Below are 14,748 nucleotides of genomic sequence, written 5' to 3'. Positions count from 1 at the left end.
GAGGTTCTTCGACCTTGGGCTGTGTGGTTTTGCTACACGAACCCGACTCCCGCGCTGGTAAGCGAGGTAATAAGTACGAGCGCAAGAATAATGCTGGCGATGGCCGGAGCGGCCTTGAGCAGGGTGTTGCGGAGCTGCGCGGCGCGCGCGGACTCGGCCGAGGCCGCGATGGCCTTCGAAGTCGTCTGGCGGTGGTTGCTGCGCTGCGTCATAGGTCGAGAAGAACATGGCCGTTTGGGGCTTGTCAATAGTTTCCGCGGCAATCATCGCGAGCCGCTTAAACCGTCACAGGCCGGGCTTGCCGCAGGCCCGGCCCCTGTCGGCGAAGGGCTGGGCCGCGTTCATGCGAGTCCCGATCGCCGGCATGGCGGCGGCGATAGAACGCGCGTTCCTTAGAGTGCGACGACCGTGGCTCCGGCCAGCAAGCGCTCGCGCAACGCCGCATAGTCCGCCGCCATCGGCTCGGCCGAGGCCGGCCGCGCCAGCGATTCGGCCAGCGCCGGCGGAGGCTGCACCGCATGCCCGACCAGCGGCTCGACGATGCTGTCGAACTTGGACGGATGCGCGGTCGCGACCACCGCCCACGGCCGTTCGTCGCCTTGCGCGCGCAGGGTCTCCAGCACGCGCAGGCCGGTCGCGGTGTGCGGGCAGGGGACGATGCCGTAGCGCTGCGGCGCGGCGCGGATGGTCTGTTCGATGCTGGCGTCGTCCACGCCTTCGGCATGGATCGCCGCGCGCAGTTCGGCGTCGTCGCGGTGCCAGTGGCGCAGGCGTTCGAAATTGCTCGGCGCGCCCACGTCCATGGCGTTGGCCAGGGTCGCGCGGGTCGGCTGGGCGGAATAGTCGGCGCCGGCGAAGTAGCGCGGCAGGGTGTCGTTGGCGTTGGTCGCCAGGCGCAGTTCGCCGACCGGCGCGCCCATGCGCTTGGCCACCAGCGCGGCGCAGGCGTTGCCGAGGTTGCCGGTGGGGACGATGAAGTTCAGCGGCTCGCCGTGGTCGGCGTAGTAGCGCGCGGCGGTGTGGGCGTAGTACGCCGCCTGCGGCAGCAGCCGGCCCAGGCTGATGCTGTTGGCCGAGCTCAGCGGCAGTTGCGCGCGCAGCGCTTCGTCGCTGAGCGCTTGCTTGGCCAGGCGCTGGCAGGCGTCGAAGTCGCCGTCCACGCGCAGCGCCTGGACGTTGTCGCCCCAGCAGCCCAGGCCGTGGGCCTGGCGCGGCGAGACCCGGCCGTCGGGGTACAGGATCAGCACGCGGAAGCCGGGCCGGCGGTGGAACGCCGCGGCGACCGCGGCGCCGGTGTCGCCGGAGGTGGCGACCACGATGGTGGTGTCCGGCGCGTCGGGCGCGCGCAGCGCCGACAGCGCGCCGCCCAGGAAGCGCGCGGCGTAGTCCTTGAACGCGGCGGTGGGGCCGTGGAACAGCTCCAGCAGCCAGCTGTCGGGCTGGGCCAGCGGCCGCAGCGGCGCGTCGAACGAGAACGCCTGCGCGCAGATCGCGCCGAGCCGGTCGCGCAGCGCGGAATCCACGAAGTAGGGCGCGAGCACGGCGTGCGCGGTTTCGTGCAGGGCCCGCGCCGGCAGCGGCCGGTCGAGGGTCGGGATGGTTTCGGGAACGTAGAGGCCGCCGTCCGGCGCCAGGCCCGCGGCGAGCGCGGCGTCGAGGGCGGTGGGCGCGGTCTGGCCGCGGGTGCTGAGGAAGTTCATGCGCAATCCGGTTGAAGGCGCCGCGCCGGCGTCGCGTTCGCGAACGCGGGGCCGGTGCGGGGCAGGGGACGAGGGCGGAGCGTTGCGGCGCGGCGGCTCCGGCTCAGTCGAGCACCTCCGCGCGCGGCCCGGCCACCGGCGTGACATAGGCGCGCGAATCGAATCCGGCTTGGGCGAAGGCCTGGCGCATCGCGATCGCCGCCGCCGCGGCGTCGGCGCGCGAAGCGAACCAGGCGAAGCAGCTCGGCCCGGCGCCGGAAATGCTGGCGCCGAGCGCGGCGTGGTCGAGCGCGGCCGCCTTGACTTCGGCGAAGCCGGGAATCAGCGGCGCGCGCCGCGGTTCCACCAGCAGGTCGACCAGCCCTTCGCGCAGCAGGCCGGCGTCGCCGCGTTGCAGGCCGGTCAGGAACAGCGCCAGGTGCGCGCTCTGCTTGACCACCTGCGCCAGCGGATACGGCTCGGCCAGCACCGCGCGCGCGCGCCGGGTTTCCAGCACCTGGTCGGGGTGCACCACCACCGCGTACAGCCAGTCGGGCGCCGCCAGCGGAATCATCCGGGTCGCGGTCGCCATGACCACGCCGCCGAGCAGCATCGGCGCGACGTTGTCGCCGTGGCGGCTGCCGCTGGACACCGATTCGCCGTCCAGCGCGAATTCGTACAGCGCCTCGCGCGGCAACGGCCTGGCCAGCACCGCGTTCGCCGCGACCAAGGCCGCGACGCACGACGCCGCCGAGCCGCCGAGGCCGGAGCCGAGCGGAATGCCCTTGTCCAGTTCCAGTTCGAAACCGTGGGCGAGGCCGAGTTTTTCCCGCAGCGAAATCAGCGCCTGCCCGGCGGTGTTGCGCGCGGCTTCCAGCGGCAGCGCGTCCGCGCCGGGCACCGCGCCGCGGATCGCGCGGATGCGCACGCTGGGCTCGTCGATGCGCCGCACCGTGGCGACGTCGCGCACGCCGTCGATGGAATGGCCGAGCACGTCGAAGCCCACGCCGATGTTGCCGACGCTGCCGGGCGCGAACGCGCGCGCCTGCTGTGGGGGAGCGTGCTGCGCGGGCATCGCGTCGGCCTCGTCGGCGGAGGGAAGGGCGGCGCTCATGCGCGGGCTCCGAGGGTCTGGGCGATGGTCAACATATCGCCGAACACGCCGGCGGCGGTAACGTCCGGGCCGGCGCCCGGGCCTTGCACCACCAGCGGGTTGTCGGCGTAGCGACGGGTGCGGAACTGGATCAGGTTGTCGGTCAGCGCGCCGTGCAGCGCGGCGTGGCCCGGCTGCGGGGTGACTACGCCGACGCTGGCGCGGCCGTCGCGGTCGAGGCGGGCGAGGTAGCGCAGGCTCAGGCCGGCCGCGCGCGCGGCGTCGAAGCGTTGCTGCAGCGGCGCGTCGAGTTCGTCGAGGCGGGCGAAGAATTCCTCCTTCGACACCGCGCGCAACTGCTCCGGCACCAGGCTCTCGACTTCGATCTGATCGAGCGACAGCGGCCGCCCGGCTTCGCGCGCCAGGATCACCAGCTTGCGCGCCACGTCGGTGCCGGACAGGTCGTCGCGCGGATCGGGCTCGGTGTAGCCCAGTTCGTGCGCCTCGCGCACCAGCGCCGAGAACGGGGTGCGGCCGTCGTAGCGGTTGAACAGCCACGCCAGGGTGCCCGACAGGATGCCTTCGACCTCGGTCAGTTCGTCGCCGGTGTCGAGCAGCGAGCGCAGGGTCTGGATCACCGGCAGGCCGGCACCGACCGTGGCTTCGTAGCGGAACTGGCCGCCGTGGCGCGCGGCCTCGCGGATGGCGTCGTAACGCGCCAGCGGGCCGGCGCCGGCGTGCTTGCTCGGGGTGACCACGTGGATGCCGGCGGCGAGCCAGTCGGGATAGCGCGCGGCGACCGCGTCGGAGCCGCTGCAATCGACGATCAGCGCGTGCGGGATGTGCTCGGCGCGTACGTGCGCGGCGAAGCGGTCGAGATCCAGCGGCTCGGATTCGTGCTCCAGCGCCTGCGCGTCCTCGAACTCCAGCGCGCGCGGCGCCAGGCGCATGCGCCGGCTGTCGGCCAGCGCGCGCAGGCGCAGGTCGAGGCGGAACTGCGGGCGCGCCTCGCGCTGGAAGCGCGGCTGCGCGGCGGACAGCTGCGCGAGCAGGGCGCGGCCGACCTTGCCCGGGCCGATCACGCCGACCGAAATGCACTGCGGCGACAGCCAGAACGCCGAATGCGCGGCGCGCAAAGCGCGGGTCGCGTCGCGCGCGGCGATCGCCACCGAGATGTTGCGCTCGCCCGCGCCCTGGGCGATCGCGCGCAGGTTGACCCGCGCCTTGGCCAGTCCGTCGAACAACTGCGCGGCGACGCCGGGCAGGCCGACCATGCCGTCGCCGACCGCGGCCAGCACGCAGATGTCCGGCGTCACCAATACGTGCTGGGCCTGGCCGTCGGCCATGGCCTCGGCGAACGCGGCGACGATCGCGTTGCGTCCGCGCTGGGCCTGATCTGCGCGCACCACGCAACAGATCGAATGTTCGGACGAACCCTGCGAGATCATCGTCACCGACACCCCGGCCGCGCGCAGCGCGCCGAACAGGCGCTCGGCCGCGCCGGGCACGCCGACCATGCCGTTGCCGACCAGCTCCAGCACCGCCAGGTCGTGGACCAGGCTGAGGCCCTTGACCGGCGCGGCGCCGGGCTGCGGGCGCAGGCTGATCAGGGTGCCGGGCGCCTGCGGGTTGCGGGTGTTGCGGATGCGCAGCGGAATGCCGCGCTGTTGCACCGGCGCCATGGTCTGCGGGTGCAGCACCTTGGCGCCGAAATACGCCAGTTCGCAGGCTTCGGCGTACGACATCGAGGGCAGGCAGACCGCATCGGGGACCAGCCGCGGATCGGCCGAGAGCACGCCGTCGACGTCGGTCCAGATGGTCAGCGCGTCGGCGTCGAACAGGTTGGCGAAGATCGCAGCGGAGTAGTCGCTGCCGTTGCGGCCCAGGGTGGTGTCGCGGCCGTGCGGGTCGCGGGCGACGAAGCCGGTGACCACGACGTTGGCGGCGTCGTTGCGTTTTCGCCATTCGCCCAGGTTCTCGCGGCTGCGCGCCCAGTCCACCGCCACGCCCATCTCGCCCGGATGCACCACCAGCACTTCGCGCGCGTCCAGCCGCGCCCAGCCGGCCGGCGCGCCGCCGAGCGCGGCGTGGATCAGGTACGAGGACCACACCTCGCCGAGGCCCGACAGCGCCGCGGCGAGCGTTTCGTCGTCGTCGCGGCGCAGGCCTTCGAGGGTGTCGCGCAGACGCTCGAATTCGCCTTCCAGCGCTTCGATGGTGCCGTGGCGGCGGTGCGGGTCCAGCGACAGCGCGGTGTCGAGATGGCGCTTGCGCAGCGCGCTCCACGCCGGCGCCCAGTCCTGGCCGTCGCGGACCGCGGCGACCAGCGCCAGCAGCGCGTCGGTGACGCCCTGCATGGCCGAGACCACGGCGACGCGTTCGCGCGCGCCGTCGTCGAGCAGGCCTACGGCGACGCGGTAGCGGTCGGGATCGGCGAGGCTGCTGCCGCCGAACTTGTGCGCGTGGCGCGCCGGCGACAGGGTCGCCTCGGCGTAGGCGGCGGCCTTGGCCGCGGCGTCGGCGGCAAGGTGGTCATCGGCCGCGGCCGCATCGGGCTGGGTGTCCGAGGCGTGGTGGACCGACGCGGCTTGAGGTGGGGCGGACGACATGGCAAGGCTCCTGGTGGAGCTCCGCGGTCCGTTCGAGTGGGGGCCGGCAGCCCGCACCCGGGATCGGGTGCGGAGCGGCGTGGTGGTTCAGCTGGACACGCCCGTCCGCACCCGTTGGCGGGTGGTACCGGTACCGGTAGTGGTAATCGACATCGCCGCGACGGCGCCTACCCGGCCGTGCGGCAGGGTCGAGACGGAGCGGACGAGGGCGAGGGCGGCGTGCATGGGCCTAGCAATACCGTGCCGTTGTGCAGCGCGTCAAGAGGGCCGAAAAAATTTCATCGGCAAACTGTGCGCCGCGCTGGACTCCCCTGTCCGCGCGGGTCGGCGCGCGCTCGCGCGGCGGCGGCCGGCCCTGTCCGAACGGCCAGGGCCGATGGTTTCGGCGGTTACCGATCCCGGCGATGCCCGCCGCGCCGCGGCGTCGCTCCATTCGCTCGATTCACTTTTTGGCCTGGCCGTACTGCACCGTGATCGTGGCGTGGCCGAGCGCGTCGGCGCGGGCCATCGCGCCGGCGATCGCCGCCGGCGCCTTGGCGTCGAGCCGCAGCGCGTCGCTCTTGAGCGCCCACACGGTGAATTCGTAGCGGTGCGGCTTGCCCGGCGGCGGGCAGGGGCCGCTGTAGCCGGTCTTGGCGAAATCGTTGCGCAGTTGCAACGCGGGCTTGGGCGGGGCGGCGCCGCGTTCGAGCGAAGTCGTCGCGACAGGGAGGTTGACCACCGCCCAGTGCCACCAGCCGCCGCGGGTCGGCGCATCGGGATCGAACACGGTGATGGCGAAGCTGCGGGTGCCTTCGGGAACGTTCTTCCACTCCAGCGCCGGCGCTTGATTGCCGCCGCCGCAGGCGATCGACACGTGCGCGGCGGCGATGGTCTCGCCTTCGCGCAGGTCGGCGCTGTGCAGCTCCAGGCCCTGCGCCTGGGCGAGCGCGCTCAGCGGCAGGGCGGCCGCGAGCAGCAACGGCGCGGCGCGGCGGACGATGCGGGCAAGGGACGCAGAGGAACGACGCACGACCGGGGAACCGGAAGCGGACGAATCAGGCGCGGACGAATCAGAGGCGGACGAAGCAACAGCGGACGAAGCGAAAGCGGACGAAGCGAAAACGGGCATGCGCGGCTCTCCTTGGCGTGCAAGGCGCCAGTGTCGCAGATGCGCGCGGCGCGCGTCGCCGACGCGGCGCGCGCCGCCAGCGCCGCGCTCGCCCACGCGGCATCGCAGCATTGTCTGCAGCGCGCGTGCGCATTGTGTGCGCCGCGCCCGATTGCGTTCATGCTCGCGGCGCCGCGCCACGGCCGCTTTGGCGACGCGCTCGCGCATCGGGTGTGAAGCGCATTGAGGAATGGCCGTGCGCCGGCGCATGTGCGGCGCCGATTTGAACTGCGTCGCACGACAGCGCCGACCGCTGCGGTCACAGTCCGGCCGCCCGCGATTTTACGGACTGCCGTCGCGGGCGTTCCGCTGGCGACGAACGGTCGTGCGCACTGGCGCGCGCATCGGCCATCGCCCGGTTCGGCCCGCGCGGCCGCCGCGCCGTCCATTGCACGCTTCGACGTCTTTCTCGGGAGAAGAACATGAAGACGATTTCCAAGGCGGGACTGGGGCTGGCGCTGTGCTGCGCGCTGGCGGCGATCGGCGGTACCGCCAATGCGCAGGGCCAGGGCCTGCAGGGCGAGGACCTGGTGTATTCCTACGACGAGATGTTCGACTTCGACATCGACGCCTACTTGGCCAAGCGCGCGCCGCACCTGCGCAAGCATTCGGAGGAGATCTCGCACTGGGCCGGCTACAGCGGCATCAGCCCGAAGGTGCTGATCGCGCTGATGGAGCAGCAGAGCGGCGCGGTCAGCGCCAAGCGCGCGCCGGCGCGTCCGTTCGGCAAGCTCGCCCGCGCCGACGGCTTCGGCGCGCAGACGCGCGAAGTGGCGCTGGCGCTGCGCGAGTCGCTGTACGAGCGCGATCCCGACGGCGCCAAGGGCCCGGTGACGCTGGCCCGCGCCAATCCGCTGCAGGCGCTGTTCGAGCGCTCCGGCGACAACGAGCCGGCCGCGGCGTTGCGCGGCGACGGCGAATTCCAGCTGGTCTACGGCCGCCTGTTCAACGAGGCGCGCCAGGCCAAGGCGCCGTCGGACCGCTTCGCCAAGGCCGGCCCGGACGTGCAGCCGTTGTCGCCCAACGGCCTGTTGCAGTTCCCGTTCCCGCGCGGCGCCAGCTGGCATGTCGGCGGCGCGCACACCAACACCGGCTCGGGCAATTACCCGATGTCGTCGCTCGACATGTCGCGCGGCGGCGGTTGGGGCAGCAACCAGAACGGCAACTGGGTGTCGGCGTCGGCGGCGGGCTCGTTCAAGCGCCACTCCTCGTGCTTCGCCGAAATCGTGCACACCGGCGGCTGGTCGACGACCTACTACCACCTGATGAACATCCAGTACAACACCGGCGCCAACGTGTCGATGAACACCGCCATCGCCAATCCGGCCAACACCCAGGCGCAGGCGCTGTGCAACGGCGGCAGCTCGACCGGTCCGCACGAGCATTGGTCGCTGAAGCAGAACGGCAGCTTCTACCACCTCAACGGCACGTATCTGTCCGGCTATCGGATCACCGCCACCGGCAGCAGCTACGACACCAACTGCAGCCGTTTCTATCTGACCAAGGGCGGGCAGAACTACTGCTACGGCTACTACACCAACCCGGGTCCGAACTGAGGCCCGCGCGGCAGGTCCGCGTGTTCGCGGCGGCGGCGGCTCGTGTCGTCGCCGCTGCGGCGGGTCCGCGCCTCAGCCGCCCCAGGGCGGCGGGGGCGCGGGCACCGGCCGGGTCAGGTCGAACTCGACCCGGAACAAGCGGCCGGGACGTGCGAGTTCGTAGACGAAGCGCTGCGCGTCGATTTCCACCGCCCACACGTTCGGCACCGAGACTTCGCGGCCGAGCCGGCGGAACAGCGCGCGGCTGTGCGAGTCGGCGGGGAATTCGTAGCGGCCCGGCGCGCCGCCGGGCTTGAGCTCGCCGCCGTACATGGTCAGCTCGTCCTCGCTGCCGTCGCGGTGGCGATGGTCGTGCTTGAGGCTCAGGCCAATGGCCAGGTGCTGGAACACCCAGGTGCGCGAGCGGTCCTCGCCGACCTGGAACGGCACCCGGATCGCGTCGTCCTCGCAGCCGCGCACGTGCATGACCAGGGTCTTGCCGATGAAGGGATCGTCGGCGCTGCGCGGGGTGTCGGCGACGATGCGGCCGGCGAAGGCCTGGCCGCACAGCGGGCGCAGGCGTTCGAGCAACTCGCCGGCGCGGGCGCGTTCGGCCGCGAGTTCGGCTTGCGGCGCGGGCCGCACGGTGTGGCCGAGGAGACAGCCGCCAAGCAACAAGGCGGCGGCGAGGGGCAGCAGGGCGAGCGGGCGCAGTGGGTTCATGCGAGCACGCTAGCGAGCGCGCGTGACGCCGGCAAGGCGGGCCGCGCCGGCTTGCGACGGAGGTCGCCGCGGGCGGGATTGGCGCCGGCGCCGGTTTCCGGGTCTAATGCGCACTTGAAGCGGGGGTACCGCGGCGGGCCGGCACGGTCGCGCGGTTGAGACAGTCCCTTCGAACCTGATGCGGTTGAGACCGCCGTAGGGAAGCTTCGCAGGACGCGAATCCAGCGTCCGCGCGCCCGCTTTGCGCGAGCCTTCCGGCTCGCAGCGCCGCACCGTCAGGTGTGCGGCCGGCTTTTCCTCACAAGCCCCTCCAAAGCGGACGAATTTCCATGAACGCGGTTCCCTCCGAGCTGATCCAGCAAGCCGAGAAGTTGTCGGCCGACGTCACCCGCCCGATCCCCGGCTCGCGCAAGATCCATGTGCAAGGCTCGCGCCCGGACCTGAACGTGCCGATGCGCGAGATCGCGCTGGATCGCACGCCGACCATCTTCGGCGGCGAGGACAACGCGCCGCTGGCGGTGTACGACACCTCCGGCGCCTACACCGACCCGGACGCGAACATCGACCTGGCCGCGGGCCTGGCGCCGCTGCGCGCGAACTGGATCGCCGAGCGCGGCGACACCGAACTGCTCAAGGGCCTGTCCTCGGAATTCGGCCGCCAGCGCGAGCACGACCCCAAGCTCGCCCACGTGCGCTTCGGCAACCGTCCGCTGCCGCGCCGCGCGATCGCCGGCGCCAACGTCACCCAGATGCACTACGCACGCCGCGGCATCGTCACGCCGGAGATGGAATACATCGCCATCCGCGAGAACCAGCGGCTGGAGTCGATCCGCGAGGCGCACCTGCTGCGCCAGCACCCGGGCCAGAGTTTCGGCGCCGACATCCAGAAGATCATCACCCCCGAGTTCGTGCGCGAGGAAGTCGCGCGCGGCCGCGCGATCATCCCCAACAACATCAACCATCCCGAAAGCGAGCCGATGATCATCGGCCGCAACTTCCTGACCAAGGTCAACGCGAACATCGGCAATTCGGCGGTGTCGTCGGGCATCGCCGAGGAAGTGGAGAAGCTGGTGTGGTCGATGCGCTGGGGCGCCGACACGGTCATGGACCTGTCCACCGGCAAGCACATCCACGAAACCCGCGAGTGGATCATCCGCAATTCGCCGGTGCCGATCGGCACGGTGCCGATCTATCAGGCGCTGGAAAAGGTCGACGGCCGCGCCGAGGAGCTCAACTGGGAAATCTTCCGCGACACCCTGATCGAGCAGGCCGAGCAGGGCGTGGACTACTTCACCATCCACGCCGGCGTCTTGCTGCGCTACGTGCCGCTGACCGCACGCCGAGTCACCGGCATCGTCTCGCGCGGCGGCTCGATCCTGGCCAAGTGGTGCCTGGCGCACCACAAGGAAAACTTCCTCTACACCCATTTCGAAGACATCTGCGAAATCATGAAGGCCTACGACGTGGCCTTCTCGCTCGGCGACGGCCTGCGTCCGGGCTCGATCGCCGACGCCAACGACGCGGCCCAGTTCGGCGAGCTGGAAACGCTCGGCGAGCTGACCCAGATCGCCTGGAAGCACGACGTGCAGACCATGATCGAGGGCCCCGGCCACGTGCCGATGCAGCTCATCAAGGAAAACATGGACAAGCAGCTGCAGGTGTGCGGCGAAGCGCCGTTCTACACCCTCGGCCCGCTGACCACCGACATCGCGCCGGGCTACGACCACATCACCTCGGCGATCGGCGCGGCGATGATCGGTTGGTACGGCACCGCGATGCTGTGCTACGTGACGCCGAAGGAGCACCTGGGCCTGCCCAACAAGCACGACGTGCGCGAAGGGTTGATGGCGTACAAGATCGCCGCGCACGCGGCCGACCTGGCCAAGGGCCACCCGGGCGCGCAGGCGCGCGACAACGCGATGAGCAAGGCGCGTTTCGAGTTCCGCTGGGAGGACCAGTTCAACCTCGGCCTCGACCCGGAGCGCGCGCGCGAGTACCACGACGAGACCCTGCCCAAGCAGGCGCACAAGGTCGCCCACTTCTGCTCGATGTGCGGCCCGCACTTCTGCTCGATGAAGATCACCCAGGACGTGCGCGACTACGCCAAGGAGCACGGCCTGGACGAGAGCGCGGCGGTGAACGAGGGCATGGCCGAGAAGTCGGCGGAGTTCCGCGCGCAGGGCGCGGAGGTCTACCACCGCGCCTGACGGCGCGGCAGGAGTGAGCGGGGAGGAGTGAGCGAAAGCGGGGCTCCTCGCTGCTTGCGGCTCATCGCTCGTCTTCGCCGAGCGCGCCGGGTCGTGGGAGCAGCGGATGGGGCGTGAGGAACGAGCAAAAGCAGGGCATGCTGTCGCCTGCTTCTTCTCGTTCCTCACTCCTCTCCGCTCACTCCTCGCCCTAGCCCCATGCCCAGCTACGCCTCCCTCAAATGGCGCGCTCTCGCCCGCCGCCACCCCTCGGCGTTCCTGCTGGCGGCGCAGTTGCTGAGCCTGGCGGTGTATCCGCTGTTCGAACCCGCCGGCGGCGGGCGGGTGGTGTTCGGCGCGTTCGGGGTGCTGGTGTTGGCGCTGGCGGTGTGGGTGGTCAACCGCAGTCCGGCGATCAAGTGGATCGCATGGATCATCGCGATCCCCGCGTTCGCGCTGTCGGTGCTTTCGGTGCTGTTCGCCAGCCCCGGGTTGCTGGTGCTGTCCTCGGCGCTGGAGGCGGCGCTGTATTTCTATGCGGCGGGCGCGTTGATCGCTTACATGATGAGCGACCACAAGGTCACCGCCGACGAGCTGTTCGCGGCCGGGGCCACGTTCACTCTTTTGGCCTGGGGCTTCGCCTACGCCTTCCTGGTCTGCCAGGCGTGGTATCCGGACAGCTTCGTCGGCGCGCAGCGGCCGGGCGAGCCGCGCACCTGGCTGGAACTGCTGTTCCTGAGCTTCACCAACCTTTCCGCGGTCGGCCTCGGCGACATCCTGCCGATGTCGCCGGCGGCGCGCGTGCTGACCATGTTCGAGCAGTTCGCCGGGGTCGGCTACATCGCGGCGGTGGTGTCGCGGCTGATCGGGCTGACCATGCTGCGGCAGCCGCGGCCGTAGGTGCGGATCGTGCGCCTGACGGGCGCCGCGGAGCTGAACGCCTGAACGGGGGCGAAACGCTGTCACAAAGGCACGCGATTCGCAGCGTGATGACGTAATCGGTGTAGCTGCGGTGCGTTACACATGAACACGTGCCGGCGCGCGCGTTTTGGAACGATACGTTTCGGCGTTTCCGGCCCCAAAGCCGCCCCTGCGACGTTGCGGACCGGGGCGGCGCGGCTTGGCGGGGGCTAGAATAGGCGGCTAGAACAAGCAGTGTCGGCGCGCCTTTCCGATCGCGCCACCGCGCCATGCCGGATATGTCGGTTGGTCTGTCTTGTGCCTAGGCGTTCAGGCACATGACCCACCGCGGGCAAGTGCGCACCATCAGCAGGATTCATGCCGCGAACCCACGAGCCATCCACGCCGTCCTTGCCCGCCGAGCACCTGCGGGTAGGCGATTGCGTGGTCGACATCCCCTTGCGCGAGATCCGCGCGCCGGGGGCGCGTCGGCCGCGCCGGATCACGCCCAAGGCGATGGGCGTGCTGCTGGTGCTGGTCGATCACGCCGACCGGGTGGTCAGCCGCGACGCGCTGCTGGCCGAGGTCTGGCCCGACACCCTGCCGACCGACGACGTGGTCACCCAGGCGGTGACCCAGCTGCGCAAGGCCTTCGATGAGGACCGCGGCAACCCGCGCTACATCGAGACCATCGCCAAGAACGGTTACCGGCTGCTGGCCAAGGTGCGCTGGCTGGTGCCGGAGCAGGCGGCCGCGGCCGGCGAGGCCGAGCCGGCGGGCGAAGGCGCGAGCGTCGCGACGGCGGGTGCCGACGGCGCCGCGGCCGCGGTGGCCACGCCCGCCATCGCGCGCGCCGAGCGGATCGAACCGGTCCCGCTGCCGAACCAGCCGCGTCCGCGCGGCACCTGGCGCTCGCTGGTCGCCACGGTGGCGGTGGTGCTGGTCCTGGTCGTGCTGCTGGTGTGGTGGTCGCTGGCCCGACAGGCGCACGCGCCCGGCGCGGCGCCGGCCGCGCTCGACCCGGCCCGGGTCGCCAATGCCGCGCGCCCGTACCGGCTGATCACCTCGATGCCGGGCTTCGAAGTCCAGCCGACCCTGTCGCCGGACGCGGCCCTGGTCGCCTATGTCGCCATTCCCGACGGCCAGCGCGGTACCGCGATCCTGGTCCAGACCACCGACCAGACCCCGCCGCGCCAGCTGACCCGGCCCAGCGGCCTGGCCGAGGACAGCGCCCCGGCGTGGTCGCCGGACGGACGCTCGATCGCGTTCCTGCGGGTCGACCCGGCGCGCGCGTGCAAGGTCCTGCTGATCGCGGCCAACGGCGGCGCCGAGCGCGAGATCGGCGATTGCGACCCGCGCAACCCGCCGACCTTCGAATGGACCCCGGACGGCCGCGGCCTGATCTTCGGCAGCATGCAGACCGCCCAGGGCATCGTCGGGATGCGCGTGCTCGACCTGGCCAGCGGCGAATGGCGCGCAGTGCCGTACCGCACCGGCGCCGGCAACCTCGACCTGTCGCCGCGGTTCTCGCCCGACGGGCGCTGGATCGTGTTCCTGCGCAACAACCCCCAGGGCGACTTCTGGCGCCTGCCGGCCGAGGGCGGCACGGCCGAGCGCCTGAGCCAGCTCAGCGCCGACGTGCGCGGCTGGGACTGGCTGCCGGACAGCCGCAGCATCCTGTTCGGACGCATGATCGACGGCGACACCCGCCTGTACCGGCTGGACCTGGAAACCGGCCAGGCCCGCGACCTGGGCATCGAGTCGGCGCAGTTCCCGGCGGTGGCGGCCTCGCGCCCGGCCGCGGCGTTCGTCCAGCGCAAGCCGTACTTCGGCCTGTTCCGGGTGGTGCTGGGCGACACCTCCAAGGGCGCGGTGCACGTGGTCGACCCGCTGTTCCCGTCCTCGGCGCGCGACATGCTGCCGGCGGTGGCCCCGGACGGGCGCCAGATCGTGTTCTTCTCCGACCGCTCCGGCAGCAACCATCTGTGGTGGGCCGACCTGGACCAGCCCGATTCGCTGCGCATGCTGCCGGGGGTGACCCCGGGCACCCGCTACGGCGCCTCGTGGTCGGCCGACAGCGGCCGGGTCAGCGTGGTCGGGCCGGACGCGGACGGGCGCAACGTGATCTTCGAGGTGATCCCCGCGAGCGGCCGGGTCACCCGCCTGCCGGCGCCGGTGGACGAGCCGATCCAGGCCATGCAGCTGCCCGATCCGAACCGGATGCTGGTGCTGGCCGGCGCCGGCGACGGCCGCCTGCGCCTGCACCTGTTCGACCGCAGCCGCTCGCCGTGGAAGCTGCTGGCGGCGATCGACGACGTGGTCGAAGCCAAGGCCGACCCGGCCCACAACCGCCTGCTGTTCGCCCGCCAGACCCAGTCCGGGCTGTGGCAGGCCGACCTGGGCCTGGCCGCGGCCAGCATCCGCCAGATCGACGACAGCGAACCGGTCGCCGACCGCTACCGGCTGTGGGACGTCGCGGTCGCCACCGGCGAGCTGCGCTACATGGACCAGCAGCCGACCTGCCTGTCGCTGATGCGGCGGATGGCCACCCCGGAACTGCCGCCCTCGGTGCTGTGCCTGGACCAAAGCCGGCGCTCGGCGATCAATGGATTCAGCCTGAGCCCGCGCGGCGACACCGTCTATCTGGCCCTGGCCAAGTGGGATGGCGCGGATATCGGTTACATGGACCTGCCCGAGGAACCGAAGACCTTCGTCCCCGGCTGGCTCAACTGATTGATCTGGTTGGGAAAAGACCTTTCGGAAGTTCGTCGGATGTGACATCGTTCCGAATTCGCCTAACTCTCCGTCAAATTTCCTGCGCCGGGGTTCGTTGCTCGCGCAAATAAAAACCTCATTCCCCGCAAATGAGGTGG

The 14,748-nt window shown here is 71.4% G+C and carries 11 protein-coding genes and 1 riboswitch; of the genes, 5 read left to right on the top strand and 6 right to left on the bottom strand.

The features are described 5' to 3' along the window. Positions 1-32: 32 nt before the first annotated feature. The 5 genes from RDV84_RS02410 to RDV84_RS02390 form a co-directional block, all read right to left on the bottom strand. Positions 33-212, bottom strand: coding sequence for a hypothetical protein (locus RDV84_RS02410; protein WP_057946327.1), 180 nt, complete (start codon positions 210-212; stop codon positions 33-35). A 180-nt stretch (positions 213-392) separates the two neighbouring features. Then, the gene (gene thrC, locus RDV84_RS02405; protein WP_309152334.1) at positions 393-1,700 is read right to left on the bottom strand and encodes a threonine synthase; all 1,308 of its coding nucleotides are present in this window, start codon (positions 1,698-1,700) and stop codon (positions 393-395) included. 103 nt (positions 1,701-1,803) lie between these two features. Then, complete coding sequence (locus RDV84_RS02400) at positions 1,804-2,793, bottom strand: homoserine kinase (protein WP_425606320.1); 990 nt, start codon at positions 2,791-2,793, stop codon at positions 1,804-1,806. Further along, positions 2,790-5,381: a bifunctional aspartate kinase/homoserine dehydrogenase I gene (gene thrA / locus RDV84_RS02395; RefSeq protein WP_309152333.1), complete on the bottom strand. Its 2,592-nt coding sequence runs from the start codon at positions 5,379-5,381 to the stop codon at positions 2,790-2,792. Before thrA ends, RDV84_RS02400 begins: the two co-directional genes overlap by 4 nt. Positions 5,382-5,823: 442 nt before the next feature. After that, entirely contained in the window at positions 5,824-6,393 is a 570-nt protein-coding gene (locus RDV84_RS02390; protein WP_309152332.1) for a YbhB/YbcL family Raf kinase inhibitor-like protein, read from the bottom strand. A 129-nt stretch (positions 6,394-6,522) separates the two neighbouring features. Here RDV84_RS02390 and RDV84_RS02385 point away from each other — a divergent pair, with 129 nt between their 5' ends. Both RDV84_RS02385 and RDV84_RS02380 read left to right on the top strand, forming a co-directional pair. Further along, a complete protein-coding gene (locus tag RDV84_RS02385; protein WP_309152331.1) occupies positions 6,523-6,708 on the top strand; it encodes a hypothetical protein in 186 nt (61 codons plus the stop codon). Positions 6,709-6,953: 245 nt separating this feature from the next. After that, positions 6,954-8,087, top strand: a complete 1,134-nt coding sequence (locus tag RDV84_RS02380; RefSeq protein ID WP_309152330.1) for a M23 family metallopeptidase — start codon at positions 6,954-6,956, stop codon at positions 8,085-8,087. A 72-nt stretch (positions 8,088-8,159) separates the two neighbouring features. Here RDV84_RS02380 and RDV84_RS02375 read toward each other — a convergent pair whose 3' ends face one another. Further along, complete coding sequence (locus tag RDV84_RS02375; protein WP_425606321.1) at positions 8,160-8,789, bottom strand: hypothetical protein; 630 nt, start codon at positions 8,787-8,789, stop codon at positions 8,160-8,162. 111 nt (positions 8,790-8,900) lie between these two features. Further along, a riboswitch (TPP riboswitch) is annotated at positions 8,901-9,009 on the top strand. A gap of 109 nt (positions 9,010-9,118) precedes the next feature. Between RDV84_RS02375 and thiC the strand changes: the two genes are divergently transcribed. The 3 genes from thiC (at position 9,119) to RDV84_RS02360 (ending at position 14,608) form a co-directional block, all read left to right on the top strand. Continuing rightward, positions 9,119-10,996, top strand: coding sequence for a phosphomethylpyrimidine synthase ThiC (gene thiC, locus RDV84_RS02370; protein WP_309152329.1), 1,878 nt, complete (start codon positions 9,119-9,121; stop codon positions 10,994-10,996). Between the two features lie 198 nt (positions 10,997-11,194). Beyond that, positions 11,195-11,875, top strand: coding sequence for an ion channel (locus RDV84_RS02365; RefSeq protein ID WP_057946333.1), 681 nt, complete (start codon positions 11,195-11,197; stop codon positions 11,873-11,875). Positions 11,876-12,253: 378 nt separating this feature from the next. Further along, positions 12,254-14,608: a winged helix-turn-helix domain-containing protein gene (locus tag RDV84_RS02360; RefSeq protein ID WP_309152328.1), complete on the top strand. Its 2,355-nt coding sequence runs from the start codon at positions 12,254-12,256 to the stop codon at positions 14,606-14,608. The last annotated feature ends 140 nt before the right edge of the window (positions 14,609-14,748 follow it).

Source organism: Lysobacter yananisis, from assembly GCF_031199375.1.
Taxonomy (GTDB): domain Bacteria; phylum Pseudomonadota; class Gammaproteobacteria; order Xanthomonadales; family Xanthomonadaceae; genus Lysobacter; species Lysobacter yananisis.
Note: the sequence above shows the minus strand (reverse complement) of the source record. Positions and strands in the feature narration are given on the sequence as shown.